Origin of the sequence: Amycolatopsis acididurans (assembly GCF_012328925.1) — a bacterium.
Taxonomy (GTDB): domain Bacteria; phylum Actinomycetota; class Actinomycetes; order Mycobacteriales; family Pseudonocardiaceae; genus Amycolatopsis_E; species Amycolatopsis_E acididurans.
Genome location: NZ_JAAXLS010000012.1, coordinates 141,002 through 161,325, shown reverse-complemented (window position 1 = coordinate 161,325; position 20,324 = coordinate 141,002). Strand labels below are relative to the sequence as shown.

Genomic DNA, 20,324 nt, shown 5'->3' with positions numbered 1-20,324 from the left:
TGGGCGGCATGAGCAAGCGAACCGCGGTGATCACCGGAGCCAGTGCGGGCATCGGCGAAGCGACCGCCCGCGCGCTGGCCGAAGCCGGTTTCCACGTCGTGCTCGGGGCCCGGCGCCTCGACCGCCTCGAGAAGCTGGCAGCTGATTTGTCCGGTACCGCCCATGTACTGGACGTGTCGGACCCTGCATCGGTTGCCGCATTTGTCCAGCAGATCCCACAATGCCACGTCTTGGTCAACAATGCCGGTGGAGCGCGCGGCCTGGAACGCGTCGCCGAGGCGGACGAGGATCACTGGCGCTGGATGTGGGAGGTCAACGTCCTGGGCACGCTGCGCATGACGAAGGCCTTGCTGCCGAAGCTGATCGAGTCCGGTGACGGGCATGTCATCACCGTCACGTCGATCGCGGGGCACGAGGTCTACGACGGCGGCTCCGGTTACACCTCGGCGAAGCACGCGCAGTCGGCGCTGCACCGGACACTGCGCTCGGAGCATCTCGGCGAGCCGGTGCGCGTCACCGAGATCATCCCCGGCATGGTGGAGACGGACTTCTCGGCGAACCGCTTCGACGGCGACACCGAGCGGGCGTCGAAGGTCTACCAGGGCCTCACGCCGCTGGCCGCGCGGGACGTGGCCGAGGCGATCGCGTTCGCCGCCACCCGCCCGTCACACGTGAACCTGGACTCGATCGTGATCAAGCCGCGGGACCAGTACAACGGCTCCCGGGCACACCGCGTGAGCTAAAGCGAGCAGTTGATCAGTAGTGGCTCGGGACGGAGCGTGACGCCGAAGCGGTCGCGTACCCCGTCGCGCACCTCCCGGGCCAGTGCCAGCAGGTCCTCGGTCTTCGCGCCGCCTCGGTTGGTCAGCGCCAGTGTGTGCTTCGAGGACAACGACACCCGGCCCCCCGGTCCGGGGTGCCCCTTGCCGAACCCGGCGCGCTCGATCAGCCACGCCGCCGACAGCTTCACGCCGCCATCGGCCGGGTACTGCGGCACCGGACCCTCGACGACCTCCGCGATCCGCGCGAGTACGCCGGCGAGTTCGGCGTCGGGCACGATCGGGTTGGTGAAGAACGAGCCGGCGCTCCACGTGTCGTGATCGCCGGCGTCGAGCACCATGCCCTTGCCCCGCCGCAGCGCGAGCACCGCCTTCCGCGCGTCGGCCGTCGGCACCCGCTCGCCCAGTTCGACGCCCAGCGTGCGGGCGAGCTCGGCGTAGCGGATCGGCGCGGACAGGCCGTCGGCGCGCAGCCGGAACCGCACATCGAGCACGATTCCGGCGTCCGTTCCTTTGAGGACGCTCGTGCGGTACGCGAAACCCAGCTCGTCCGCGCTCATCTCCCGGACCTCGCCGGTGCGCCGGTCGTAGCAGTCGATCGAGGTCAGCAGGTCGGCGACCTCGCAGCCGTAGGCGCCGACGTTCTGGATCGGGGTCGCGCCCACCGAACCCGGGATGCCGGACAGGCACTCCAGCCCGCCGAGCCCCTCGGCGACCATCGCGGCGACGAACTCGTCCCAGTTCTGGCCCGCAGCGACCTCGACCGAATCGCCGTCGACGCGCCAACCGCGAGTGGCGATCTTCACGACCGTGCCGTCGAACCCGGAGTCCCCGACGACCAGATTGGACCCGCCGCCGAGCAGCAGCATCGGCTCGCCCGCGGCACGCACGGCCGCCAGCAGCTCCTCCGTGGTCTCCGCGACGACGAAGGCGCGCGCGGGGCCGCCGAGGCGCAGCGTGGTGTGCTCGGCCAGTACGGTCTGGGTTTCGACAGGTGCCACGGGTCCAAAAGGGTACTGTCTGAGGTCATGCCATCCCGTATCGAGCACCGTGCCGAGTTCGCGCACAGTGTTTCCGACGTGTACGCCGCCCAGACCGGCGAGGACGCCCTGCGCGCGCGCCTCGCCGACATCGGCGGCCACAACTCGGCCCTGCTCGACTACGCGCCCGGCGCCGACGGCGTGCGCTTCCACCTCCGTCAGGGTGTCGGCGCGGACAAGCTGCCCTCGGTGGTACGCAACCTGCACCGGGGCGACCTGTTCGTCGACCGGCACGAGACCTGGCGGATCGCGGGCGAGACCCGCACCGGGCTGGCCGAAGCGACGGTCAGCGGGATACCCGGCGAGATCAAGGCACGGACCGAGCTCAGGGCCGAGGGCGGGAAAACCGTGCTGCGCACGACCGGTGAGGTGAAGATCCACATCCCACTGGTCGGCGGAAAGCTCGAGGGCTTCGTCGCGGAGCAGATCACCAAGCTGCTCGCGAGCGAGGCCGAATACTCGGCTCAGTGGCTCGCCGAGCGCTCCTAGGCAACCCGACCCGAGGCACCACCAACCCCAACCGGCTGCGCCGCGTCGACCGCTGGCTGACCACCTCGCCCGAGGTGGGCGCCTTGCTGCGGCGCGCCGCGGACCCGCTCGTGGTGGACCTCGGGTACGGCGCGTCCGGGATCACCACCGTCGAAATGGCACATCGTTTGCGTGCGGTCCACCCGCGGGTGCGGGTGCTGGGGCTGGAACTCGATCCGCTGCGCGTGGCCGCCGCGCTGCCCGACGCCGAACCGCCCTGGCTGGATTTCCGCCAGGGCGGTTTCGAGCTCGCCGGCACCCGGCCGGTCCTCGTGCGCGCGTTCAACGTGCTGCGGCAGTACTCCGAGGAGGCGGTGCCCGGCGCCTGGAAGGTGATCATCGACGGGCTCGCGCCCGGCGGGCTGCTCGTCGAGGGGACCTGCGACGAGATCGGCAGGCTGTGCGCCTGGATCACGCTCGACGCCGACGGGCCTCGCTCGCTCACCCTGTCGTACCGGCTGAGCACACTCGACCGTCCCTCCACTGTGGCCGAACGGTTGCCCAAAGCGCTGATTCACCACAACATTCCCGGGGAACCCGTGCACGACTTGTTGTCCACTTTGGATAACTGCTGGGCGGTCTCGGCTCCCCAGCAGGCCTTCGGCGTCCGCTTCCGCTGGCTGCACACCGTGCGCCTGCTCGTGCAGCGCGGCTGGCCGGTGCTCGACGGGCCGAAGCGCTGGCGCCTCGGCGAGCTCACCGTCCCGTGGCACACCGTCGCCGCCGTGTGAATAGGGCAGGCCCTACCTTTTCCCGCCTGGCTGCCGGTACGGGCGAACCCTGACTTCTCCCCGGAATAGCCGCAAAAGCATGGTGCGCCACACATTTCGGGCGCCACGATCGCCGCATGACAACCTTCACCGCGACCCGTTATCGCGCCGTCGTCACCAGAGATCCAGACCTCGTCCGAGCCTGCCAGTCCTTGCGGCAGCACGTCTTCGCCGCCGAATTCGGCACCGAGGACGACGCCGACGAGTTCGACGAGATCTGCGAGCACCTCGCGGTGCTGCACGACGACCAGGTGGTCGGCACCTATCGCATGTTGTTGCCCGGCCGGAGCGAAAAGCTTTATTCGCAAGGGGAATTCGCCCTCGGCGCACTGGATCCGCTGCGGCCGGAGCTGGTCGAGATCGGCCGGTCGTGCGTGCATCCCGAGCACCGCACGGGCGCGGTGATCACCCTGATGTGGTCGACGATGGCCCGCTACGTCCGCGACGCCGGGTACCGCCACCTGGGCGGTTGCGCGTCGGTGTCGCTGGCCGACGGGGGCGTCGCCGCCGGTACGACGTGGTCGCTGGCCAGGGAGAAGCATCTCGCGCCGCCGGAGCTGCGCGTGACGCCGCACCACCCGTGGATCCCCCGGCAGCGCGGCGCACACCGCACGTACGCCGAGGTGCCCCCGCTGCTGCGCGGCTACCTGCGGATCGGCGCGTGGATCTGCGGCCCGCCCGCCTACGACCCGGAGTTCGAGGTCGCGGACCTCTTCACGCTCCTGTCACTCGAGCGGATCGGTGAGCGCTACCGGCGTTACTTCTTCGGAGACGGCAGATGAACCCGTGGGCCATCTATTCACCGTGTACACCGCGCTGCGTCACCTTGCCGCGACCTGCGGTGACCAGAATCCAAGCAGTGCGCAGATGGGCCGCGGTGACCTCGGTACTGACCGGGGCGAGCCGCCGTGCGGACCTTCGCACCTCGGCGCGGCGGTTGCTGGACGAGCTGGGGATCGGGCTGAGCACGAACAGCGAACGGCTGAGCGTGCCGGGCGAGACGGGCACGCTCGTCGTCGCCAACCACGTGTCCTGGCTGGACATCGTCGCCGCGATCGCCGTCGAGCCGACCGCCTTCCTCGCCAAACACGAGGTCAGGACGTGGCCGTTGATCGGTTCGCTCGCGGCCCGCTGCGGCACGGTTTTCGTGGACCGGCGCGAAATGCGGCGGCTGCCGGAGGCCGTCGCCGGGATCGCGGCCACGTTGCGCGCCGGCCGGTCGGTCGTCGTCTTCCCGGAGGGCACCACGTGGTGCGGACGCTGCGGTCCCGGTGAGTTCCGGCGCGCCGCGTTCCAGGCGGCGATCGATGCGGGGGCGCCGATCCGGCCGGTGACGCTGGAATACCGGCAGGACGGCGAGCCGTCGACCGCCGCGGCTTTCGTCGGGGACGAGACACTGGCGACCTCGCTCAACCGGATCAGCCGTGCCGATGGGCTCGAAGTCCGGCTCACCGCGCATCCCGCGCTCGACCCCGACGGTGACCGGCGGGAACTGGCCGCGCGAGCCGAGCTGAGCGTGCGTCAGGCCGCCTATGTTTGAGCTGCTGAGCCGGATCACGGAGCTGCTGCAGAGCACGCTGGACTCGCCGTGGCTGTGGCTGATCGTGTTCGCGGTCGCCGGACTGGACGCGCTGCTGCCGTTCATGCCGAGCGAAACAACGGTCGTCACGGTCGCCGTCCTGCTCGGCGTCGATCTGCCGAGGCTGGCGCTGCTCGCGGTGATCGCCTCGGTCGGCGCGCTGCTGGGCGACTGCTTGTCGCACTGGATCGGCCGTCGCGCGGGGCCACGGGTGCTGAACGTGCTGCAGCGCGGCGAGAAGGGGCAGGCGCGCTACGACTGGGCGCGGACACAGCTGGAGCGGCACGGTGCGCTGTTGATCGTGGCCGCCCGTTACCTTCCCGGCGGGCGCGTCGCGACCGGGCTGGCGACCGGAAGCATGGGGGTGCGGTGGGCGCGGTTCATCGCGCTGGACGCGCTGGGCACGTCGATCTGGGCCGTGTACAGCGTGCTCATCGGATGCATCGGCGGCGCGAGCTTCACCGACGAACCACACAAGGGGCTGCTGCTCTCGTTCGCCATCGGTTTGCTCATGGTCGGCGTCATCGAGGTCGCACGGCGGTTACGCTCCCGGTATGCGGCACGCGGACTTCCTCACGGCGATCGGGAAACAGTGCGACTCCCTGCGGGCGGCGGCGTTGACCGCGGGGCCCGACGCGGAGGTGCCGAGCTGTCCGGGCTGGACCGTTAGCAGGCTCGTCGCGCATCTCGCGCGGGTGCAGTCGTGGGTGCGCAAGTCGCTGGCCGATCCGAGCGGACGCGACGTCAAGGCCGACCGGCCACCACAGGCATGGGACGAGCTGCTGCCGTGGTGGGACGAGCAGCGGACGGAGATGATCGAGGGGCTGACCGATCCGGACGTGCCGGCGTGGCTGCCGTTCACCCGGTATCCGCAGGTCACGGGCTCATGGGCGCGACGGCAGGCCCATGAGGCGGCGATCCACCGGCTGGACGCCGAGCTGGCGTGCGGCCCGGCGCCGTCGCTGCTGTTCGACTCGGAGTTCGCCGCGGACGGCATCGACGAGCTGCTCGCGTGGCTCGTGCCGACGCGCGGCGACTGGTCGCAGTCGAGGGCGGCGGGTTCGGTCGTGGTGCACGCGGCCGACGCCGGGCGGACGTGGACGGTCGTACTGGAGCCGGGGTCGGCGCCGCGTGTCGAGGACGGCGGACTCGACGGTGACGTGGTGATCGCCGGTACCGCCGACGCGGTCTACCGGCGGGTTTGGCGGCGCCCGAGCGAGGCGAAGGTCACCGGGAACACGGCGCTGTTGGAGCCGCTCGCGGGGCCGTGAGCGACAATGGCCGGGTGTCCGAACGACGTTATGTGATCACCTTTGGCTGTCCCGACCGCACCGGCATCGTCGCGCGCGTGTCGTCGTTCCTGGCTGATGCCGGCGGCTGGATCGTCGAGGCGGCCTATCACACGGATCTGGACACCGGCTGGTTCTTCACCAGGCAGGAGGTGCGGGCCGACTCGCTGCCGTTCGGGGTGGACGAGCTGCGGGCGCGCTTCGCCGAGGTGGCGGCGTCGCTGTCGGCGGAGTCGAACTGGCGGGTGGAGGACACCGCCGAGCGGCGGCGGGTGGTGATCCTCGTGTCGAAGGAGGGGCACTGCCTCTACGACCTGCTGGGCCGGGTGGCCTCCGGCGAGCTGGACGTGGACGTGCGCGCGGTGATCGGCAACCACGACTCGCTGGCGGGGATCACGCGGGCGCACGGGATCCCGTTCCATCACGTGCCCTTCCCGCCCGGTGACAAGGCGGCGGCGTTCGCGGAGGTGCGGAAGCTGGTCGACGAGCACGACCCCCATGCGGTGGTGCTGGCGCGGTTCATGCAGATCCTGCCGCCGGACCTGTGCACCGAGTGGACCGGCCGGGCGGTGAACATCCACCACAGCTTCCTACCGTCGTTCGTCGGCGCGCGGCCCTACCACCAGGCGCACCGGCGCGGCGTCAAGCTGATCGGCGCGACGTGCCACTACGTGACCGCGGACCTCGACGCGGGCCCGATCATCGAGCAGGACGTAATCCGCGTCGACCACGGCGACAGCGTGCCCGACCTGGTGCGCAAGGGCCGCGACATCGAGAAGGTCACCCTGGCGCGGGGCCTGCGGTGGCATCTGGAAGGCCGCGTCCTGGTCCACGGCAACCGGACGGTGGTGTTCTAGCCGAACACCAGCCACGTGGCGGCGACGACGAGCGCGTAGCCCGCGGCGACGGCGCCGATCACGCGGGTCTTGCGCCGTTCGGTCCACGTGGTGAAGCGCAGCAGCCACGCGAGTGCGGGTACGACGAGGATCGCGTGCATCGCCACGGCGTGGACGGGCTTCAGGCCGCCGGCGGTGGTGTACGCGAGCTCGGGTTGGCCGCCGCGCGCGAGGCGCACGCCGTCGGCGATCATCAGCGCGCCGACGCCGAGCGAGACGAGCAGCACGAACAGTCCGAAGCGCAGCGCCAGCAGCATGCTCGGCGCCAGTCCGCTCGACGTTCGCAGCGCGGCGACCGTGAAGCCGAGGACGGTCAGGATGATCACGCCGCCGCCTGCGGCGAGCATCATCGAGACCGCCGTGTCGAAGCCGGTCTCGAAGTTGAAATGCGACGGGACACCACGCCAGGCCTGCATGGTCACGAGCGTGGTCTCGACCACGCTGACCGCTGTGAAAGCGCCCAGCAGCAGGTTCCGCCACCGGTCGTTCATGCGCAGGAACGACGTCACCCAGGCCAGGGTCGCGAGCGTGAGGCCGAACGACAGCCCGAACGTCATCGCCTTGCGGTAGGACAGCGGCCCCTCCCACGTGGTGCCGGAAACGACCAGCACCACGAGGTGGACCAGCCCACTGGCGAAAAGCACCGCACCGAGGAGGTACGCGACGCGTTCGACGGGGCGCACGCCGGTTCGCCGGAGTTCCTGAAGCGTCATGACGCCCAGTTTCGGCGCGACGCCGCGGTTTCTCGTCCGCCCACAGGCGCGACCGGCTCGTACGACCGACGGCGTAGGCAGCCGTCGGACTAGACCCGGACCAGCATCTTGCCGGTGTTGGCGCCCCGGAGCAGGTCGAGGAACGCCTGGGGTGCCTGCCGGATGCCGTCGACGACGGTTTCCGAGTAGCGGAGCTTGCCGGATTTGACCAGCGGGGCCACCTCGGTGACGAACTGGTTCTGCAGGTCGTAGTGGTCGCCGACGAGGAAGCCGCGGATGGTGAGGCGCTTGCCGACCACCTGCATCAGGTTGCGCGGGCCCGCGGGCGGCTCCGTCGCGTTGTAGATCGAGATCATGCCGCAGATCGCGAAGCGGGCGTGCAGGTTCGCACTCGCGATCGCGGCCTCGAGGTGTTCGCCGCCGACGTTGTCGAAGTACACGTCGATGCCGTCGGGTGCGGCGGCCTTCAACTGGTCGGCGACGGGGCCGTCCTTGTAGTTGAATGCCGCGTCGAAACCCAGTTCCTCGGTCAGATACCGCACCTTCTCGCCGGAACCCGCGCTGCCGATGACACGCTTGGCGCCCTTCAGCTTCGCCAGCTGGCCGACCACCGAGCCGACCGCGCCCGCCGCACCGGACACGAACACCGTGTCGCCCGCCCGGAAACCGGCCACCTCGAACAGGCCCGCGTAGGCGGTCAGGCCCGTCATGCCGAGCACACCGAGGTACGTGCTCAACGGCGCGGCATCCGGATCCACTTTGGACGCACGCTTGGCGTCGACCACGGCGTGGGTGCGCCAGCCGAGACCGTGCAGCACGTGGTCGCCGGGCTTGAACTCGTCCACAGTGGACTCCAGCACCTCACCGACGGCGCCGCCCTCCATGACCTTGCCGACCTCGAACGGCGCGACATACGACTTCGCCGCGCTCATCCGGCCGCGCATGTACGGATCGACGCTGATCTCCACGTTGCGCACCAGCAGCTGCCCAGGGCCGGGCCGCGGCACCTCAACGTCTGCGATGGAGAAGTTGTCCAGCATCGGCCAGCCGGTCGGCCGGGATGCCAGCCGGATCTCGGTGCCAGTGGTCATGGGGCGACTCCCAACGTCGTCGTGCACATCCATGGGCACAACACGGTGAACCGGGGCGGTAATTCCGCTTTGTGGCTCGCCTTACACCAGATCGGCGAGCTTGCCCAGCACACCCTCGTAGATGCGCTTGAGCCCGCCCGGCGCGAACGTCTTCTCGAAGAAGCCGCCGATCCCGCCCGCGCCCTGCCACGTGGTCTCGATCCGCACGATGCTGCGGTCACCGCTGCCGCTGACCGTCCACGTGGTGACCATGCTGGAGTTCGCGTCGGTCTCCACCAGGGTACCGGGCGCAGGCTCGGTGACCGTGGCCGCGACGTCGCGCACGCGCTTCGACGTGGCCTGCAGCTTCCAGCGCGCCTTCGTGCCCGCGCCGGTGCCGCCCTCGGTGACCTCGTAGTCGCGGTAGTGCTCGGTCAGGATCTTCGGCCGCGTGTCGGCGTAGTCGGCGACGAGCGCGCGCACCTTCTCCGCCGGCGCGTTGATCGTCCGTTCCGCGGTGGCCGTGACCTTAGCCATCATTACTCCCCGAGGTAGTAGTCGTGATGGCCCCGACTCTAGCGCTGCTCCCATCGACGCCAATCCGACCGACAGCCACGGCTGTCCGCCTCACATAGGTCGCCTGCGGTCAGGCTGTCTGGGCTACTTCCGGCCGGATTGGCATCAGCGCAGCCCTTGCTTGCCCAGCCAGTCCTTCGCCACATCCGCGACCGCGTCACCGTCCGAGTCGACCTGCTTGTTCAGATCGCGCAACTCCGACGTGGTGAGCTTCGCGCTGACCGCGTTGACCGTGTTGGCGAAGTCCGCGCCGCGCTCGTCGAGCACCTTCTTGTTCACCGCGGGCACGATGTTCTCCGTGGCCACGATGTTCATGTCGTCCTGCAGCACCGTGTAGGCCGGGTCGGCGGTGGGCGGGCTGACCGAGTCCACCGGGATGACCGTGACGGCGCCGGACTTCAGCTGCTCCAGCCGCGGGCCGGCCTCCTGGATGCTCTGGAACGTGACGTTCAGCTTGTAGGTGTCACGGAAACCGACGAAGCAGTTCGCACGCGTGCCGCACTCCGGCGGGCCGCCGAGCACGACCTTGTCCAGCTTCTTGAGGTCGCTGATCTTGGTGATGCCCTGGGCCTTGGCCGTGTCGGCCTTCATGATGTAGGTGTTCTTGTTCTCCGCGGGCGCGTAGTTCAGCAACGAGATGCCGGAAGGCGCGAACAGCTCCGCGAGCTTCGCGTGCTCGGAATCGGCGTCCTTCGGGGCCTGCTCGTTGAAGCCGGTGCTGATCGCGGCGCCCTGGTACTCGGGGATGAACTGCAGCTCACCGGACTTCAGCGACGGGTACACCAGCTCACGCGAGCCGATGTTGAACTTGCGCTGGACCGGGTAGCCCTTGGCCTCCAGCGCCTGCGAGTACAGCTCGGCGAGGATCTGGCTGTCGGTGAAGTTGAACGACGCGACGACGATCGGATTGCCGCCCTTGCTCGCCGCGGCCTGCTGACCGCCGCCTCCCCCGCAAGCGGCAAGCCCGAGAACCGCCGCCGCGGCGACGGCAGCAAGCTTGAAACCACTGGTCCAGCGCATGATCCCCACCCTCTCGCAACGATGACGCACCGACCCTAGCGGCGACCACCGACAGAAACCACATGCCGGGACGTGCCCTTATGCTCGGCCCGTGGGCGAATACGTGCTGGCCGAATCCAACCGGCCGCTGTTCGAGTGGCGCTGGGTGGAGCGCAACGCCGAACACATCGTCGAACGGCTCGGCGAGCATCTGGCGCTGACCGCCGCCGCGCTCGCCATCGGACTGGTCGTCTCGGTCGCGCTGGCGATGCTCTCGCTGCGCTGGCGCTGGTTCTACGCCGTCGCGCTGGCGGGCACCGGCACGCTGTACGTGATTCCGAGCCTCGGCGCGTTCGCGCTGCTCGTACCGTTCTTCGGGCTGTCGTTCACCACGGCGGTGATCCCGCTCGCGACATACACCCTGCTGATCCTGCTGCGCAACATCGTGACGGGCATCCAGCAGGTGCCCGGCGAGGTCCGTGAGGCCGCCGTCGGCATGGGCTTCACGAGGACGAAGCTGCTGGTCAAAGTCGAGCTGCCGCTGGCACTGCCGGTCGTGATCGCCGGGCTGCGGGTCGCGGCCGTCACCACGATCGGTCTCGTCACGGTCACCTCGATGCTCGGCATGGGCGGGCTCGGCTACTTCATCCGCCAAGGCATCCAGACCACGACGCCGAACCCGACCGCGATCATCGTCGGCATCGTGCTGTCGATCGCGCTCGCCGTGGTCGTGGACTTTCTGCTGTGGGTGTCGGAAAAGGCGCTGGCACCGTGGGCGCGGAAGGGGCGCGCGTGAGCATCTTCAGCGAGGCGTGGGCCTGGCTCGGCGAGCCGGACCGGTGGAGCTGGACCGACCCCGCGGGCATCCCGTACCGGACGATCCAACATCTGGAGTTCTCGGCGCTGGCACTCGTCGTGGCCGCGGCACTGGCGATCCCGCCCGCGCTGTGGCTCGCGCACTACCGGCGCGGCGCGTTCCTGTCGAGCACGGTGGTCAACCTCGGCCGGGCGATTCCGAGCTTCGGGCTGATCATCCTGTTCTGGTACCTGGCCAGCCGGTGGGAGCTGAACACGTCGTTCTGGCCGCTGCTGGTCGCGCTGGTGGCGCTGGCCCTGCCGCCGCTGTTCACCAACACCTACGCGGGTGTCGTCTCGGTCGAGCCGGACGCGGTGGACGCGGCACGCGGTTCGGGGTACCGGGAACGGCAGATCATGTTCGGCATCGAGCTGCCGCTGGCGCTGCCGGTGATCCTCGCCGGTGCGCGGGTGGCGTTCCTGCAGCTCGTCGCGACGGTGGCGATCGGCGCGATCGTCAACGACGGCGGCGGACTCGGCCGGTACATTGTGGACGGTTTCGCGCAGGGTCGTGGCGGCTACGGCGAGATCCTGGCCGGTGGTGTCGCGGTGATCGTGCTCGCGCTGGTCTGCGAGGGCGTGTTCACGCTGATCACCCGGCTGGCCGTGCCGAAAGGTCTGCACGTCGAGAACGCAAGGCAGCCGCAAGTGCTGTGATCTCCGGCCCGAGCGGCCGGTCTTCGAGCGCCGGGGGCACCAGTTCGCCGACGCGCCGGTACCGTTCGCGCAACGCGGGCGCGCCCGGCTTGTCGCGGAGCACGTGCGCCTGGTGCGCGATCATCAGCTCACAAGCCGTGATCGTCAGCAGCAGGTCGATCGCGGTCCGCAGCTCTTCGCCCGCGGCGCACGCGAACGCCTGCACGTCCTCCTGTCCCGCCGACGTGTCGAGCGTGCCCAGTGTCGCGGGTGTGGCAAGGCGGCGCAGCGCGTGCAGCTCACCGACGGCGCGCTTGTGCACCACGGTGAGCCCGGCCTGCGGGCCCTGGTCCGGGGTGAGCTGGTCGGGCAGCCCGCTGAAGCGTCCATCGAGCAGCCGGTGCATGCGCTGCACGCTGACCTCGCCGACGTGCGCGAGCGCGGCCGTCGCCGCGTCCATCCGAAGTCCCGGTTCGGCCGCGTGAAAACCCGCGGTGGACACGAACTCGCCGCCGACGAACGCGGGTGAATCGGTAGGTGCGGCCAGCATCCGGGACGCGGCCGCGTCGAGTTCGCGCAGCGTTCGCCGGGCGTGCGCAAGCGCTTGCGGGCCGACCCGGACCGACACCGGCGCCTGCACGAGATCCCGGACCACCGAGCCTTTCACCAGTTCGCCGACCTCGCGAAGCACGTCGGCGAGCACCTCATCGGGTCCGGCCAGCTCGGGCCGGTAGCCGGCGCGCGGGGCACCCATCGCGTCGATCGTCATCGCGCAGGCCACGAGCTGAAGGTCCACGACGTGCGCGCCTTCGGCGGCTCGCAGCAGCGCGTGCGCGGTGGCCATCGGCGAGCCCTGCAGGAAGGTCATGCCCTCCTTCGGGCCGGGCCGGTACGGCCGGACTCCCCGTTGCGCCAACGCTTCCGCGGCGGGCAGCTCCGCGCCGCCGGCCAGCACCGTTCCCACGCCGAGGAACGTCTGGAACGCGTGGCTGAGCGGGATGATCTCGCCCGCCGAGCCGAAACCGCCGCGCGGCACGGCGGGCACGAATCCGTCGTTCAGCCGCTCGACGAGAAACCGTGCGGCCTCCGCGCTGGCACCGGTTTCCGGTGAGAGCAGCCCGCGCAGCCGCACGGCGAACAACGCACGGACATCCCGCTCGGGCAACCACGGCGGCCCGCCGACCGAGCGGCCGACGAGCAGCCGCGACTGGTGGTCGGCCTGCTGCCGCGCGGTGAGCTTCGTGCCCGCGAACCGCCCGGCACCGGTGTTGACGCCGTAGACGGGTTCCCCTGCCGACAGAGCGGTGAGGACCCGGGAACGCTGCGCCGCGACCGACGCCATCAACCCGGCGTCCAGCCGCACCTGCGCACCCTCGGCGATCCGGCGGACGAGATCCGGCTCCAGATCGCCCGCGGCGCGGACGAACACGGTCACCCGGCCGCTTTGGCGAGGCCTTCGATGACTTCCGCCCCCGGCAGCGAGCTGAGCAGCTCCCCGGTGACCAGCAGCTTGCCGCCACGGACACCGCTGCCGATAACGAGTTCGGGCGAGTCGGCGACCGCCTTGTCGATCAGGATCGGCCAGTCGGCGGGCAGGCCGACGGGCGTGATGCCGCCGTATGCCATGCCGGTCAGCTCGACGGCCTCGTCCATCGGTGCGAACGACGCCTTACGCACGTCCAGCCGCCGCTTGATCACGCCGTTGACGTCGGCGCGCGTCGTGGCCAGCACGAGCGCGGCCGCGTAGCGCACCTCACCGGCGCGCTTGCCCGCGACGACGACGCAGTTCGCGGAGGCGGACATCGGCGACGAGTAGGCCTCGCAGAAGGCCGCAGTGTCGGCGAGTTCGGGATCGATCGCCACGACTCCGGCTTCGCCCCCGACCCTCGCGAGTGCCTTCGCCACCGGCTCGGCGAGCAAATCGGGCCGCTCGGCCGCGACCTCGACGGTCAGGGTGCCCGCGATGGTCCAGTTCCTCATGACGCGCAAGGCTAGCCAATCACCAGTTCTTGCCGCCGCGCTGGACTTCGATGAGCTTGGGCCGGACGTCGACCAGGTACACCAGCACCGCGACGATCCCGGCGAGCCAGAACAGCGTGCCGGCGCCACCGAATCCGAACAGGCCCATGGCGACCGTGCCCGCGCCGGTGATGCCCAGCCAGATGGGTTTGGTCTTGCGGTCGGCGGCGGTGAACGCGTCGGAACGTTGCAGCAGGGCGTGAATGAAGGCGCCGAGCCCCGCAAGAGTCCCGGCCCAGCCGATGACCATCATGATCCATTGCGCGATTAGCGGCACGATCCCAGCCTACGTCCCTTCACCATCACAAGCTTTCACGTGTGTCCAGAATGCCACGAACGGCCCGCCCGGCACACGGGTGCCGGACGGGCCGTTCGAACAGGACCGCTTACTTGGTGGTCTTGGGGGTGGTGGAGCCGGTCGCCGGCTTCTTCGCCGCGGTGGTGCGGCGCGTGGTGGTGCTGCTGGTCGTGGTGCGCGAAGCCGTGGTGGTCTTGGGCGCCGGCTTGGTCTCGGGCGCCTCCTCCTCGATCTTCTCGGCGACCTCTTCGCCGGCCTCGGCGACCTTCTCGCTACCGGTGCGGGTCTTCTTGGCGACCAGGCCCAGCACGTCCTCGACGCGCTCGCGGGCCTCCTGGCTCACCTCTCCGACGCGGTCCTGAGTCGTCTTCAGGACCTCCTCGACCTGCTCCAGCACGGCCTTCACGCGCGGCTCGGCGGCGAACTTGTCCCACGCCTGCTCGCCGTTCTCGGCCAGCCGGTTGTACAGCTTGAGTGCGGCCTCGGTGTAGTCGTCGACGAGCTTGCGCAGCTCGGCCGGGTCGAGCTTCTCGCGGAGCGTGGTGACCTCGTTGGGCAGCTCCTCGATGTTCTTGCGGGCGACCTCACCGCTCTCGGTGACACGCGTGCGGGCCTTGGACACCGCGTCGGTCACCGCCTGGGTGGCGAGGTTGCCTGCGCCCAGCGCGGCCAGCAGCGACGTGCGGAGCTGCTCGACGGCCGTGTTCAGGGTCTTGCGAACGTCCTCAGTCCTGGTGTTCGTCATGATCTTCACTCTCCTTGAGGGGAGTTGGCGTCTTGTCGTTTTCGTTCTCGCGGCGGAACGATTCGTAGACATCGAGCAGGATCTGTTTCTGCCGCTCGGTGAGTTCGGTGTCCGCGCGGATCGCGTCGGGCACCGGGCCGCCGGTGGGCAGATCGAGAATTCCGGCCTGCACGTACAGCGCCTCGGCGGAGATCCGCAGCCCCTTGGCGATCTGCTGCAGGATTTCCGCGCTGGGCTTGCGGACCCCGCGCTCGATCTGGCTCAGGTATGGATTTGACACGCCGGCGAGCTTCGACAGCTGCCGCAACGAGATCTTCGCGTTGTTGCGTTGCTGGCGGATGTACTCACCGATGTCGGAAGCGATGTGACCGACCTTCTCGATCGGCCCGGCTTGCGAGCCGTCCTCAGGCATCTGGCTCATCTCCTCGCGACACCTCCCAAGGTACGCCCTACTGCTAGCAATTGCAAGCACCCTGCTTGCAACCTTAGGTGGTGACTTGAGTCACGCTCTAAGGTGAGTGAATGCGGAGCGCCGCGCGCCGACGGCGACGGCTCGTGGACTCGATTCGCCAGGCCGGTGCGATCGCCGACCCGGCGTGGGCCGCCGCGTTCGCCCAGGTCCCCCGGCATGTCTTCGTGCCGAGGTTCTTCGTCGCGGAGGCCGGCGGCTGGGCCGCGGTCGCCCATCAGGACCCCGGCTGGCTCGCCACGGTCTACTCCGATCGGGTGCTGGTCACTCAACTCGACGGCGATCCCGGCTTATGGCACGTGGCCCGGCGCGACGGCCCGGTGCGGGGAGTACCGACGTGTTCGTCCAGCATGCCTTCCATCATGGCGATCATGCTCGAGGAGCTGCTCGTCGAGGACGGGAACCGCGTGCTGGAGGTGGGTACCGGTACCGGCTACAACGCCGCATTGCTCTGCCACCGCCTCGGATCCGCGAATGTGTCCACAGTAGACATCGATGACGGGTTGGTGCGCAAGGCACGAGCACGCCTGCGCTCGTGCGACTATCACCCCGCGTGCGCGACCTGCGACGGTGAGCGCGGTTTTCCGGCGCACGCGCCGTACGACCGGGTGTTGTGCACGTGCGCGGTCTCGCGGATTCCGGCGGCCTGGCTGGAGCAAACGGTGCCCGGCGGCTTCATCGTGACGACGTTGAACCGGCCGATCGGCGCGGGCCTGGTCCGCGTCACGGTCGGTACCGACGGCACCGCACACGGCCGCGTACTGCCCCGCGACGGCCGGTTCATGCCGCTGCGCGCACACCGGCTCGCGGACGCCCAAACGCTGCTGGCCGCACGCGGCCCGGACGGGAACGGGCCACGCGAGACGACGCTGTCGATCCAGGCGGTGCTCAACCCGTCGAGCCGGTTCGAGTTCTTCGCCGGGCTCGCGCTGCCCCAGGTGGCGCCGGTGTACGACGCGGACGCCACGTATCTGCTGCACCCGGACGGATCCTGGGCCCGGCACGAAGCGGGCCACGTCACCCAGGGCGGCCCGCGCGCGTTGTGGGATCTGCTCGAAGAGGCGCATGCGGATTGGCGCTCGCTCGGCGAACCGACGAGGGAACGCTTCGGCCTGACCGTGACGCCGAGGGATCAACGACTCTGGCTCGATGATCCGGACGGCGAGCACAGCTGGGAACTGACCCAGCCCGCCAGGTGATCCACCGCTTCCCTCACGGAAAGGTCCGTCGTGTCGAGGAGATCCACTCGTGGGGTCAGCGATCCGGCGTGTTCGCGGAGCCAGTCGTTGAACTCCAGGGTCTCCTCGATCCGCGGCTCGTTCCATTGGCGCCACGCGGGCCGGGCACGAAGACGGCGAGCGAGCGCGCCCGGATCGGCGACCAGCGCCAGGTAGTGGATCGCCGAGAACAGAGCGCGTTCGGGCAGCGGCTCGAATTCCGGTGGGACGACCGTGCCGCACAGCACGACCGGGCGGCCGTTCTGGTGGATCATCGCGGCCATTCGCAGCCAGGCACCGCGAAAAGCCGGATGGCCGTTGACGTCGTCGCGTAGTCCGGCCGTCCACAGCACGTCCTGTTCGAGCACGACGGCCTGCCCGCCAAGGCGTTCGAGCAGCAGCGGGCCGACCGTGGACTTCGCCGCAGGCCGGGCAGATCCTCGGGTCGAGCATCTAGTCGAACAGGTTCTCGAGGAAGCTCCCCTTGCGGTGACCGCGGTAGTGCCGGGGCGAGTCCGCGTAACCGGAGTGGCCGCGGTACGGACGCGGCGAGTCCGGCCGGTACGCGGGCGGCGGCCCGCCGTAGTCGCGCCTCAGCAGGCGCACAGACAGAAGGGGTGCCCGGCGGGATCGGCGTAGACGCGGAACGTCTCGGGCTTGTCGTCCAGCAACCTGGCACCCAAGCCCAGCACCCGTTCCTGCCCGGCGTCGAGGTCCTTGACGTCCAGGTCCAGGTGGAACTGCTGCGGCATGGTCTGCGACGGCCACTCCGGGGCGCGGTAGTTCTCGACGCGCTGGAACGCGATCTCCACGCCCGTCGGGCCCGTCAGCGTCACCCAGTGCCCGTCGTGCTGAACCTTCGGCTCGGACCAGTCGAGCACCGCCGCGTAGAACTCGGCCAAGCTGAGCGGATCCGGGCAGTCCAGTACGACACAGCCAAAGGTGGGAACCATCAGTCGCTCCTTCCAGATAACCGGTGAACCGAGTATGTGGGTTACCGACGACCGGTCGCAACCACTATTCGGCTTACACTGGTTACGTGCCGGTACCGCCCGAGGACGTCTCGCTCGTCGTGGACTTCCTCAACACGGTCGATGTCGACAGGGACACCGACGTACTGGCCGACGCCGCCACCTGGCGACAGTGGGCCGCAGGCCGCGGCCTCGATCCCGACCCCGTCGACGACGCCCGGCAGGCGAGGAGTGCGCTGCGGCGCGCCGTCGGCGATCCCCTGGCGGCCGGGCCGTCGCCGTCCGTCGCGGTGCGGATCGAACTCCGCGCCACAGGGCCGGAACTGGTCGCGCCGACCGTGGTCAGCGCGGTACTCGCGGCCGCGAGCCGGCTGGTCGTACGTGGCGACTGGGAGCGCCTCAAGATCTGCCCCGCCGACGACTGCCGGTGGGCGTTCTTCGACGGCTCGCGCAACCGATCGCGCACCTGGTGCTCCATGCGGGTGTGCGGCAATCGCGAAAAGGCTCGCGCCTGGCGCGAGCGAACCGGCCGGTAACCCCCGGACGAGTTACCCACAAAAGGACTGTGGATAACCCGGGAAACTGTGGACAACCATGAAAAACCGCAGTTCAGCACGGTGGACAGCCAATCACCCGAGCGGCGCGAACGGTTGGCCCAACGTGCCTTGATAAGCTGAAACGAACGTTTCACTGAGGAAACTCGGACTCCGGTGGTGGCATGTCGGCACAGAAGCTCCGCGTCAAGGCCACGCCCGTGCTGGAGGTGGCCTCGGAGCTGGGTGAGTCGCCCCTGTGGGAGAACGACATCGGCCTGCGCTGGCTGGACGTCCCCGGACGGCGGCCGCACACACTCGATCGCGGCGGGCGGCACACCAGCGTCGCGCTGCCCGTGCTCGTGACCGCGATCGAACCCGGCGCGGCGGGTGACCTGCTCGCCGTGACCAGCACCGGCTTCGCGTGGCTCGATCCGCGCAGCGGGAGGATCGAGCAGTTCGCCGATGTCGTCGAGCCGCCGGTTTCCATGAACAGCGCCGCGATCGACGGGCGAGGCCGGTGCTGGGCCGGATCCGCCGTGCGCGACGACAGCCGCGGCGGCGCGCTGTACCGGCTGGCCCGGCGTTCGGTGACCACGCATCTGGAAAAGATCTCGATGTCCAGCGGAATCGGCTGGTCACCGGACAACCGGGAGCTCTACCACGTCGACAGCGGCACCGGAACGCTCACCGGCTGGCGATACAACGTCTTCGCGGGCGATCTGCACGTGCCGCGGCTGCTGCGCCGGATACCCGCCGAGACGGGGATGCCCTGTGGGCTGGCGGTCGCCGAGGACGGCGGCATCTGGCTCGCCGTCCGTGGCGCGGGCCAGGTGTGGCGGCTGGATCCGGGCACCGGCGAGACCACGGCCCTCGTCGAGGTGCCGACGCCGTACGTGACCAGCTGCGCGTTCGGCGGGGCTGAGCTGTCCACTTTGTACATCACAACGGCCAACCACGAGTCGCCGGGCGGCGGACTCCTTTACGCGGCCGAGGTTTCCGGCCGCGGCTTGCCGGCACACCGATTCGCGGGAGGCGTTTGACGCCGCTTCAGAACAGCAGCTGCGCCACCGTGTAGATCAGCAGGCCGGCCAGCGCGCCGACGACGGTGCCGTTGATGCGGATGAACTGCAGGTCACGGCCGACCTGGAGTTCGACCTTGCGCGACGTCTCCTCCGCGTCCCAGCGTGCGACGGTGTCGGTGATGATCGTGGTGATCTCGCGCGAGTAGTTGTTGACCACGTATCCCGCGGCACCTTCGAGCCAGCCGTCCACTTTGGACCGCATGCTCTCGTCGGTGACCAGCCGGTCGCCCAGTGCGCGCAGGCCGTCGCGGACCCGCAGCCGCAGCTCGCTCGACGGGTCCTCGGCGGCGTTGAGCAGCATGCCCTTCGCCGTCGTCCACGCCGAGCCGATCAGCTTCTGCACATCGGGGTGATCGAGGATCTGCTGCTTGACCTGCTCGGCGCGCGCCATCGTCTCGGGGTCCTTCTGCAGGTCCTGCGCGAACTCGCCGAGGAACTTGTCCAACGCCAGCCGCATCGGGTGGTTGACGTCGGTCTTGACCGCCCACGCGAACGTCAGCACCTCGCCGTAGACCTTGTCCGCGAGCATCGCGTCCACGAACTTCGGCGACCAGCTCGGCGCACGCTCCGACACGACGCGCAGCACCGTGGCGTGATTGTCGCGAACCCATTCGTAGGCCCGATCGCACATGAGATCGACCAGCTTGTAGTGCGCGCCGTCGGTGAACACCTGCTCCAGCAGCTTGCCCAGCGGCGGCCCCCACGGCTGGTCCACGATGCGGCGCACGACGGCCTGCTCCATCACCGCCTGCACGTCCTCGTCGCGCAGCACGGTGACCAGCCCGCGCACCATCGTGGCGAGTTCGGAGGTCATGCGCTCGGCGTTGTCCGGCCGCGCGAGCCACTCACCGGCGCGGCTCGCGATCTGTGCGCGGCGCAGCTTGTCCCGCACGACGGACTCGGACAGGAAGTTGGTGCCCACGAAGTCGCCGAGGCTGTCGCCCAGCATGTCCTTCTTGTTGGGAATGATCGCGGTGTGCGGGATCGGCAGCCCCAGCGGATGCCGGAACAGCGCCGTGACCGCGAACCAGTCGGCGAGCGCGCCGACCATGCCGGCCTCCGCCGCCGCCTTCACATACCCGACCCAGGCCGGCCAGCCCGCCGCCTGCGCCCAGCTGGTCAGCAGGAAGATCACCGTCGCGCCGAGCAGGAACGACAGCGCGACCAGCTTCATCTTGCGCAGCCCGCGCCGCTTGGCCTCTTCCTTGGCCGGGGAACCGAACGGATCCGCCGGGGTTATTTGCTCCACACCGCCAT

26 protein-coding genes and 1 pseudogene are annotated in these 20,324 nt (G+C 69.6%); 13 read left to right on the top strand and 14 right to left on the bottom strand.

Features of this window, described 5'->3' with window-relative positions:
* Positions 1 to 8: 8 nt before the first annotated feature.
* A complete protein-coding gene (locus HFP15_RS19595) occupies positions 9 to 743 on the top strand; it encodes an SDR family oxidoreductase (protein WP_168517676.1) in 735 nt (244 codons plus the stop codon).
* Here HFP15_RS19595 and HFP15_RS19590 read toward each other — a convergent pair.
* Positions 740 to 1,780 carry a UDP-N-acetylmuramate dehydrogenase gene (locus tag HFP15_RS19590; protein WP_168517674.1) on the bottom strand — a complete coding sequence of 347 codons (1,041 nt, stop codon included), beginning with the start codon at positions 1,778 to 1,780 and terminating at the stop codon, positions 740 to 742. The two genes, HFP15_RS19595 and HFP15_RS19590, sit on opposite strands and share 4 nt — an antisense overlap.
* 27 nt (positions 1,781 to 1,807) lie before the next feature.
* Between HFP15_RS19590 and HFP15_RS19585 the strand changes: the two genes are divergently transcribed.
* The 7 genes from HFP15_RS19585 to purU all read left to right on the top strand — a co-directional run bounded on the left by HFP15_RS19585 (position 1,808) and on the right by purU (position 6,842).
* Positions 1,808 to 2,308 carry a DUF2505 domain-containing protein gene (locus HFP15_RS19585; protein WP_168517672.1) on the top strand — a complete coding sequence of 167 codons (501 nt, stop codon included), beginning with the start codon at positions 1,808 to 1,810 and terminating at the stop codon, positions 2,306 to 2,308.
* Complete coding sequence (locus tag HFP15_RS19580; protein WP_168517670.1) at positions 2,287 to 3,078, top strand: class I SAM-dependent methyltransferase; 792 nt, start codon at positions 2,287 to 2,289, stop codon at positions 3,076 to 3,078. The genes HFP15_RS19585 and HFP15_RS19580 overlap by 22 nt, the downstream gene beginning before the upstream one ends.
* 116 nt (positions 3,079 to 3,194) lie before the next feature.
* Positions 3,195 to 3,899 (top strand): GNAT family N-acetyltransferase, encoded by a 705-nt coding sequence (locus HFP15_RS19575; protein WP_168517668.1) that lies wholly within the window; start codon positions 3,195 to 3,197, stop codon positions 3,897 to 3,899.
* A 77-nt stretch (positions 3,900 to 3,976) separates the two neighbouring features.
* A complete protein-coding gene (locus HFP15_RS19570; RefSeq protein WP_168517666.1) occupies positions 3,977 to 4,657 on the top strand; it encodes a lysophospholipid acyltransferase family protein in 681 nt (226 codons plus the stop codon).
* Positions 4,650 to 5,366, top strand: coding sequence for a DedA family protein (locus HFP15_RS19565; protein ID WP_168517664.1), 717 nt, complete (start codon positions 4,650 to 4,652; stop codon positions 5,364 to 5,366). The genes HFP15_RS19570 and HFP15_RS19565 overlap by 8 nt, the downstream gene beginning before the upstream one ends.
* A complete protein-coding gene (locus tag HFP15_RS19560; RefSeq protein WP_168517662.1) occupies positions 5,251 to 5,967 on the top strand; it encodes a maleylpyruvate isomerase family mycothiol-dependent enzyme in 717 nt (238 codons plus the stop codon). The genes HFP15_RS19565 and HFP15_RS19560 overlap by 116 nt, the downstream gene beginning before the upstream one ends.
* 14 nt (positions 5,968 to 5,981) lie before the next feature.
* Complete coding sequence (purU, locus tag HFP15_RS19555) at positions 5,982 to 6,842, top strand: formyltetrahydrofolate deformylase (RefSeq protein WP_168517660.1); 861 nt, start codon at positions 5,982 to 5,984, stop codon at positions 6,840 to 6,842.
* On the opposite strand, the gene HFP15_RS19550 is transcribed toward purU, so the two are convergent.
* The 4 genes from HFP15_RS19550 to HFP15_RS19535 all read right to left on the bottom strand — a co-directional run bounded on the left by HFP15_RS19550 (position 6,839) and on the right by HFP15_RS19535 (position 10,260).
* On the bottom strand, positions 6,839 to 7,594 hold the full coding sequence (locus HFP15_RS19550) for a hypothetical protein (protein ID WP_168517658.1): 756 nt from the start codon (positions 7,592 to 7,594) through the stop codon (positions 6,839 to 6,841). The genes purU and HFP15_RS19550 overlap by 4 nt on opposite strands.
* A gap of 89 nt (positions 7,595 to 7,683) precedes the next feature.
* Positions 7,684 to 8,685 carry an NADP-dependent oxidoreductase gene (locus HFP15_RS19545; protein WP_168517656.1) on the bottom strand — a complete coding sequence of 334 codons (1,002 nt, stop codon included), beginning with the start codon at positions 8,683 to 8,685 and terminating at the stop codon, positions 7,684 to 7,686.
* A gap of 81 nt (positions 8,686 to 8,766) precedes the next feature.
* Positions 8,767 to 9,201 carry an SRPBCC family protein gene (locus HFP15_RS19540; protein ID WP_168517654.1) on the bottom strand — a complete coding sequence of 145 codons (435 nt, stop codon included), beginning with the start codon at positions 9,199 to 9,201 and terminating at the stop codon, positions 8,767 to 8,769.
* Positions 9,202 to 9,345: 144 nt separating this feature from the next.
* Positions 9,346 to 10,260 (bottom strand): ABC transporter substrate-binding protein, encoded by a 915-nt coding sequence (locus HFP15_RS19535; protein ID WP_168517652.1) that lies wholly within the window; start codon positions 10,258 to 10,260, stop codon positions 9,346 to 9,348.
* Between the two features lie 91 nt (positions 10,261 to 10,351).
* Here HFP15_RS19535 and HFP15_RS19530 point away from each other — a divergent pair, with 91 nt between their 5' ends.
* On the top strand, positions 10,352 to 11,035 hold the full coding sequence (locus tag HFP15_RS19530) for an ABC transporter permease (RefSeq protein WP_168517650.1): 684 nt from the start codon (positions 10,352 to 10,354) through the stop codon (positions 11,033 to 11,035).
* A complete protein-coding gene (locus tag HFP15_RS19525; protein WP_168517648.1) occupies positions 11,011 to 11,751 on the top strand; it encodes an ABC transporter permease in 741 nt (246 codons plus the stop codon). The genes HFP15_RS19530 and HFP15_RS19525 overlap by 25 nt, the downstream gene beginning before the upstream one ends.
* Here HFP15_RS19525 and HFP15_RS19520 read toward each other — a convergent pair.
* The 5 genes from HFP15_RS19520 to HFP15_RS19500 form a co-directional block, all read right to left on the bottom strand.
* The gene (locus tag HFP15_RS19520; protein ID WP_312871652.1) at positions 11,687 to 13,165 is read right to left on the bottom strand and encodes an aromatic amino acid lyase; all 1,479 of its coding nucleotides are present in this window, start codon (positions 13,163 to 13,165) and stop codon (positions 11,687 to 11,689) included. The two genes, HFP15_RS19525 and HFP15_RS19520, sit on opposite strands and share 65 nt — an antisense overlap.
* Positions 13,162 to 13,710 carry a YbaK/EbsC family protein gene (locus tag HFP15_RS19515; RefSeq protein WP_168517646.1) on the bottom strand — a complete coding sequence of 183 codons (549 nt, stop codon included), beginning with the start codon at positions 13,708 to 13,710 and terminating at the stop codon, positions 13,162 to 13,164. The genes HFP15_RS19520 and HFP15_RS19515 overlap by 4 nt, the downstream gene beginning before the upstream one ends.
* A 19-nt stretch (positions 13,711 to 13,729) precedes the next feature.
* Positions 13,730 to 14,026, bottom strand: a complete 297-nt coding sequence (locus HFP15_RS19510) for a DUF2516 family protein (protein ID WP_168517644.1) — start codon at positions 14,024 to 14,026, stop codon at positions 13,730 to 13,732.
* 109 nt (positions 14,027 to 14,135) lie between these two features.
* The gene (locus HFP15_RS19505; RefSeq protein WP_168517642.1) at positions 14,136 to 14,792 is read right to left on the bottom strand and encodes a hypothetical protein; all 657 of its coding nucleotides are present in this window, start codon (positions 14,790 to 14,792) and stop codon (positions 14,136 to 14,138) included.
* Positions 14,773 to 15,213, bottom strand: a complete 441-nt coding sequence (locus HFP15_RS19500; RefSeq protein ID WP_168517640.1) for a helix-turn-helix domain-containing protein — start codon at positions 15,211 to 15,213, stop codon at positions 14,773 to 14,775. The genes HFP15_RS19505 and HFP15_RS19500 overlap by 20 nt, the downstream gene beginning before the upstream one ends.
* Before the next feature lie 101 nt (positions 15,214 to 15,314).
* On the opposite strand from HFP15_RS19500, the gene tgmC reads away from it, so the two are divergent.
* Positions 15,315 to 16,460: an ATP-grasp peptide maturase system methyltransferase gene (gene tgmC / locus HFP15_RS19495; RefSeq protein ID WP_168517638.1), complete on the top strand. Its 1,146-nt coding sequence runs from the start codon at positions 15,315 to 15,317 to the stop codon at positions 16,458 to 16,460.
* Here tgmC and HFP15_RS19490 read toward each other — a convergent pair.
* The 3 genes and pseudogenes from HFP15_RS19490 to HFP15_RS19480 all read right to left on the bottom strand — a co-directional run.
* Positions 16,394 to 16,903 (bottom strand): annotated as a pseudogene (locus HFP15_RS19490) (nucleoside kinase); the annotation flags it as partial. The gene tgmC and the pseudogene HFP15_RS19490 sit on opposite strands and share 67 nt — an antisense overlap.
* Before the next feature lie 28 nt (positions 16,904 to 16,931).
* Positions 16,932 to 17,084: a hypothetical protein gene (locus tag HFP15_RS19485; RefSeq protein WP_446680249.1), complete on the bottom strand. Its 153-nt coding sequence runs from the start codon at positions 17,082 to 17,084 to the stop codon at positions 16,932 to 16,934.
* Positions 17,072 to 17,431, bottom strand: a complete 360-nt coding sequence (locus tag HFP15_RS19480) for a VOC family protein (protein ID WP_168517636.1) — start codon at positions 17,429 to 17,431, stop codon at positions 17,072 to 17,074. Before HFP15_RS19480 ends, HFP15_RS19485 begins: the two co-directional genes overlap by 13 nt.
* Before the next feature lie 86 nt (positions 17,432 to 17,517).
* Here HFP15_RS19480 and HFP15_RS19475 point away from each other — a divergent pair, with 86 nt between their 5' ends.
* Entirely contained in the window at positions 17,518 to 17,985 is a 468-nt protein-coding gene (locus HFP15_RS19475; protein ID WP_168517634.1) for a CGNR zinc finger domain-containing protein, read from the top strand.
* 182 nt (positions 17,986 to 18,167) lie between these two features.
* Positions 18,168 to 19,025 carry an SMP-30/gluconolactonase/LRE family protein gene (locus tag HFP15_RS19470; RefSeq protein ID WP_168517632.1) on the top strand — a complete coding sequence of 286 codons (858 nt, stop codon included), beginning with the start codon at positions 18,168 to 18,170 and terminating at the stop codon, positions 19,023 to 19,025.
* A 7-nt stretch (positions 19,026 to 19,032) separates the two neighbouring features.
* On the opposite strand, the gene HFP15_RS19465 is transcribed toward HFP15_RS19470, so the two are convergent.
* Positions 19,033 to 20,316 (bottom strand): DUF445 domain-containing protein, encoded by a 1,284-nt coding sequence (locus HFP15_RS19465; protein ID WP_168517630.1) that lies wholly within the window; start codon positions 20,314 to 20,316, stop codon positions 19,033 to 19,035.
* Positions 20,317 to 20,324 lie beyond the last annotated feature (8 nt).

What these genes read in the sequence shown, in the direction of transcription:
- HFP15_RS19585 (WP_168517672.1), top strand. Translation starts at nt 1,808, where the DNA reads ATGCCATCCCGTATCGAGCACCGTGCCGAGTTCGCGCACAGTGTTTCC.
- HFP15_RS19500 (WP_168517640.1), bottom strand. Translation starts at nt 15,213, where the DNA reads ATGAGCCAGATGCCTGAGGACGGCTCGCAAGCCGGGCCGATCGAGAAG.
- HFP15_RS19515 (WP_168517646.1), bottom strand. Translation starts at nt 13,710, where the DNA reads ATGAGGAACTGGACCATCGCGGGCACCCTGACCGTCGAGGTCGCGGCC.
- HFP15_RS19595 (WP_168517676.1), top strand. Translation starts at nt 9, where the DNA reads ATGAGCAAGCGAACCGCGGTGATCACCGGAGCCAGTGCGGGCATCGGC.
- HFP15_RS19505 (WP_168517642.1), bottom strand. Translation starts at nt 14,792, where the DNA reads ATGACGAACACCAGGACTGAGGACGTTCGCAAGACCCTGAACACGGCC.
- HFP15_RS19550 (WP_168517658.1), bottom strand. Translation starts at nt 7,594, where the DNA reads ATGACGCTTCAGGAACTCCGGCGAACCGGCGTGCGCCCCGTCGAACGC.
- HFP15_RS19560 (WP_168517662.1), top strand. Translation starts at nt 5,251, where the DNA reads ATGCGGCACGCGGACTTCCTCACGGCGATCGGGAAACAGTGCGACTCC.
- tgmC (WP_168517638.1), top strand. Translation starts at nt 15,315, where the DNA reads ATGCGGAGCGCCGCGCGCCGACGGCGACGGCTCGTGGACTCGATTCGC.
- HFP15_RS19535 (WP_168517652.1), bottom strand. Translation starts at nt 10,260, where the DNA reads ATGCGCTGGACCAGTGGTTTCAAGCTTGCTGCCGTCGCCGCGGCGGCG.
- HFP15_RS19540 (WP_168517654.1), bottom strand. Translation starts at nt 9,201, where the DNA reads ATGGCTAAGGTCACGGCCACCGCGGAACGGACGATCAACGCGCCGGCG.
- HFP15_RS19545 (WP_168517656.1), bottom strand. Translation starts at nt 8,685, where the DNA reads ATGACCACTGGCACCGAGATCCGGCTGGCATCCCGGCCGACCGGCTGG.
- HFP15_RS19565 (WP_168517664.1), top strand. Translation starts at nt 4,650, where the DNA reads ATGTTTGAGCTGCTGAGCCGGATCACGGAGCTGCTGCAGAGCACGCTG.
- HFP15_RS19470 (WP_168517632.1), top strand. Translation starts at nt 18,168, where the DNA reads ATGTCGGCACAGAAGCTCCGCGTCAAGGCCACGCCCGTGCTGGAGGTG.
- HFP15_RS19575 (WP_168517668.1), top strand. Translation starts at nt 3,195, where the DNA reads ATGACAACCTTCACCGCGACCCGTTATCGCGCCGTCGTCACCAGAGAT.
- HFP15_RS19480 (WP_168517636.1), bottom strand. Translation starts at nt 17,431, where the DNA reads ATGGTTCCCACCTTTGGCTGTGTCGTACTGGACTGCCCGGATCCGCTC.